1 protein-coding gene and 2 pseudogenes are annotated in these 3,142 nt (G+C 70.9%); 1 reads left to right on the top strand and 2 read right to left on the bottom strand.

Annotation, left to right across the window (positions count from 1 at the left end; all coding sequences use genetic code 11):
* Positions 1–58: 58 nt before the first annotated feature.
* Together ACFXDJ_RS34050 and ACFXDJ_RS34055 are read right to left on the bottom strand one after the other, a co-directional pair.
* On the bottom strand, positions 59–1,588 hold the full coding sequence (locus tag ACFXDJ_RS34050) for a helix-turn-helix domain-containing protein (RefSeq protein ID WP_384649874.1): 1,530 nt from the start codon (positions 1,586–1,588) through the stop codon (positions 59–61).
* Positions 1,589–1,819: 231 nt separating this feature from the next.
* Positions 1,820–2,071, bottom strand: a pseudogene (locus tag ACFXDJ_RS34055) (MarR family winged helix-turn-helix transcriptional regulator); the annotation flags it as partial.
* Between the two features lie 11 nt (positions 2,072–2,082).
* Here ACFXDJ_RS34055 and ACFXDJ_RS34060 point away from each other — a divergent pair.
* Positions 2,083–2,826: pseudogene (locus ACFXDJ_RS34060) on the top strand (haloalkane dehalogenase); the annotation flags it as partial.
* Positions 2,827–3,142: the final 316 nt, after the last annotated feature.

The following is a 3,142-nucleotide window of genomic DNA, read 5'->3' on the forward strand; positions in this document are numbered from 1 at the left end:
CCGTCACCTTCCACGGAGGGTGACGGGGCCCGCGTCATTTCCGCGCGGCGGTCGCTTCCTAGATGTCGCGGAAGATTTCGATCTGGGCGCCCACCGAGTTGAGGCGTTCCGCCAGTTCCTCGTAGCCGCGGTTGATGACGTAGACGTTGCGCAGGACCGAGGTGCCCTCGGCCGCCATCATCGCCAGGAGGACGACCACTGCCGGGCGCAGGGCCGGGGGGCACATCATTTCCGCCGCGCGCCAGCGGGTCGGGCCCTCGACCAGGACGCGGTGGGGGTCCAGGAGCTGGAGGCGGCCGCCGAGGCGGTTGAGGTCCGTCAGGTAGATGGCCCGGTTGTCGTACACCCAGTCGTGGATCAGGGTCTGACCCTGGGCCACGGCCGCGATGGCCGCGAAGAACGGGACGTTGTCGATGTTCAGCCCGGGGAAGGGCATCGGGTGGATCTTGTCGATCGGGGCTTCGAGCTTCGACGGGCGGACCGTGAGGTCCACCAGCCGGGTGCGGCCGTTGTCGGCGGTGTACTCCGCCGAGCGGTCGTGGTCGAGGCCCATCTCCTCCAGGACCGCGAGCTCGATCTCCATGAACTCGATCGGGACCCGCCGGATGGTGAGCTCGGACTCCGTGACGACGGCCGCGGCCAGCAGGCTCATCGCCTCGACCGGGTCCTCGGAGGGGGAGTAGTCGACGTCCACGTCGATGTTCGGGACGCCGTGGACCGTCAGGGTGGTGGTGCCGACGCCGTCCACCCGGACGCCGAGGGCCTCCAGGAAGAAGCACAGGTCCTGGACCATGTAGTTGGAGGAGGCGTTGCGGATGACCGTGGTGCCGTTGTGCCGGGCGGCGGCCAGCAGCGCGTTCTCGGTGACGGTGTCCCCGCGCTCGGTCAGCACGATCGGGCGGTCCGGGGAGACCCCGGCCTCGACCTGGGCGTGGTAGATGCCCTCGGTCGCGGTGATGTCCAGGCCGAAGCGGCGCAGGGCGATCATGTGCGGCTCGATGGTGCGGGTGCCGAGGTCGCAGCCGCCCGCGTAGGGCAGTTTGAAGTGGTCCATCCGGTGGAGGAGGGGGCCCAGGAACATGATGATGCTGCGGGTGCGGCGGGCCGCGTCCGCGTCCATGGCGTCCATGTCGAGGCGGGCCGGCGGTACGAGTTCCAGGTCGACGCCGTCGTTGATCCAGCGGGTGCGGACGCCGATGGAGCTCAGGACCTCCAGGAGGCGGTAGACCTCCTCGATGCGGGCGACGCGCCGGAGCACCGTGCGGCCCTTGTTGAGCAGGGAGGCGCACAGCAGGGCCACGCACGCGTTCTTGCTCGTCTTGACGTCGATCGCGCCGGACAGGCGACGGCCGCCGACCACGCGCAGGTGCATCGGACCGGCGTAGCCCAGCGAGACGATTTCGCTGTCGAGGGCTTCCCCGATGCGCGCGATCATTTCAAGGCTGATGTTCTGGTTGCCGCGCTCGATCCGGTTCACGGCGCTCTGGCTGGTGCCGAGCGCGTCGGCGAGCTGACTCTGTGTCCAGCCCCGGTGCTGCCGGGCGTCACGGATGAGCTTGCCGATGCGTACGAGGTAGTCGTCTCCCATGGCTGCACCGTATCTCAGATATGAGATGCCGCTCGCGCTGGGTGTGGCGGACGGGTGTTACCCGGCGTCAGCTCCCATGCCGGGGCCGGAGTGCGCGTGGTGGGCGACGAGCCGGCCGAGCAGCCGGGTGAGCTGCTCGCGCTCCGACATGGACAAAGGGGACAACAGCTCTTCCTGGGCCGCGCCGAGCAGCTGTTCCAGCTTGCGCAGCCTGCGCCGGCCGAGTGGTGTGAGGGTGATGACATTGCGGCGCCGGTCCGCGGGGTCGGGGGTCCGCTCGACCAGTTCGCGTTCGGCGAGTTCGTTGATGACGGCGACCGGGTCGCTGCGGTGGATGCCGGTGCGGCCGCTCAGGGTGGCCTGGCTGGCCGGGCCGAACTCGTCCGGGGCGACGAGGGCCGCGTAGTGCCATTTGTGGGCATCCGCCCCGTTCGGTCCCTCGATGACGAGCCGCTGGGCGTGTGCCGAGGCCTGTGCGAGCAGGCGGTTGCGGGGTCCTGCCCCGGATCGGCGGTGTGGCCGGGGGCCGGGTCCGGGTCCTCGCTCCCGACCTCATCGGAATGGGTCGTTCCGGGAAGCCGGGCGGCGCGTACCGCTTCGCCGACCACGCCCGCTACCTCGACGCCTGGTTCGAAGCCCTGGGACTCGACGAGGTCGTCCTCGTCGGCCAGGACTGGGGCGGGGCTCTCGCCTTCGACCGGGCGGCCCGGCACCCGGAGCGGGTCCGCGGCGTCGCCTTCATGGAGACGATCCTGCGGCCGATGAGCTGGGAGGAGTTCCCGCCGGCCGCCCGCTCCCGGTTCGAGGCGCTGCGCATACCGGGAGTGGGGGAGGAGATGGTGCTCGACCAGAACCTCTTCATTGAGGACGGCCTGTCCAGGACGATCCTGACCGGCCCGCTCGCCGAGGCCGACCATGCCGTCTACGCCGCCCCCTACCCGACCCCTGACAGCCGTCGGCCCATGCTCCAGGGGGCCCGCTCCATGCCGCTCGACGGTGAACCGGTCGACGTCGTCAGCCGGGTAAAGGAGTACGACGCCTGGCTGTCCGCCAGCCCCGAAGTCCCCAAGCTGCTCCTCACTTTCGACGGCTCGCCCACGCTGATGATCGGCCCGCGGGAGGTCGAGTGGTGCGCGCGGAACATCTCGGCGCTGGAGACCGAGTACTGCGGCGCCGCCGCCCATCTCTGCCCGGAGGACCGGCCCGGGGAGTTCGAGCGAGCGTTTGCGGGCGCGGCGCAGCTCCTGCGTGGTCGCCGGGAAGGCCGGCAGATCGGTGGTCCGGGTCAGCTGGACCACGAGCTCCAGGTGGCGCAGCTGGCGGGTCAGCTCCTCGATCGGCCGGCCGTGCTGTTCCGGCAGGTACTTGATCGCCAGCAGGCTGTCCCGCAGCCGGGCCAGGGCTTCTTTGAACTCGGCCCCGGCCACCACCGTTTCGGGGGTGCCGCCGTACGCGTCGCGCACCGCGTTCAGCGCGGAGCGGCGCAGCGGCACCCCCCGGGCCGGGGGGGTAGGCGTCACGCAGCCCGCCGCGGCTCGGGAAGCCGCGGGGCCG

The sequence above is a fragment of the Streptomyces sp. NPDC059443 genome, assembly GCF_042750105.1.
Lineage (GTDB): Bacteria > Actinomycetota > Actinomycetes > Streptomycetales > Streptomycetaceae > Streptomyces.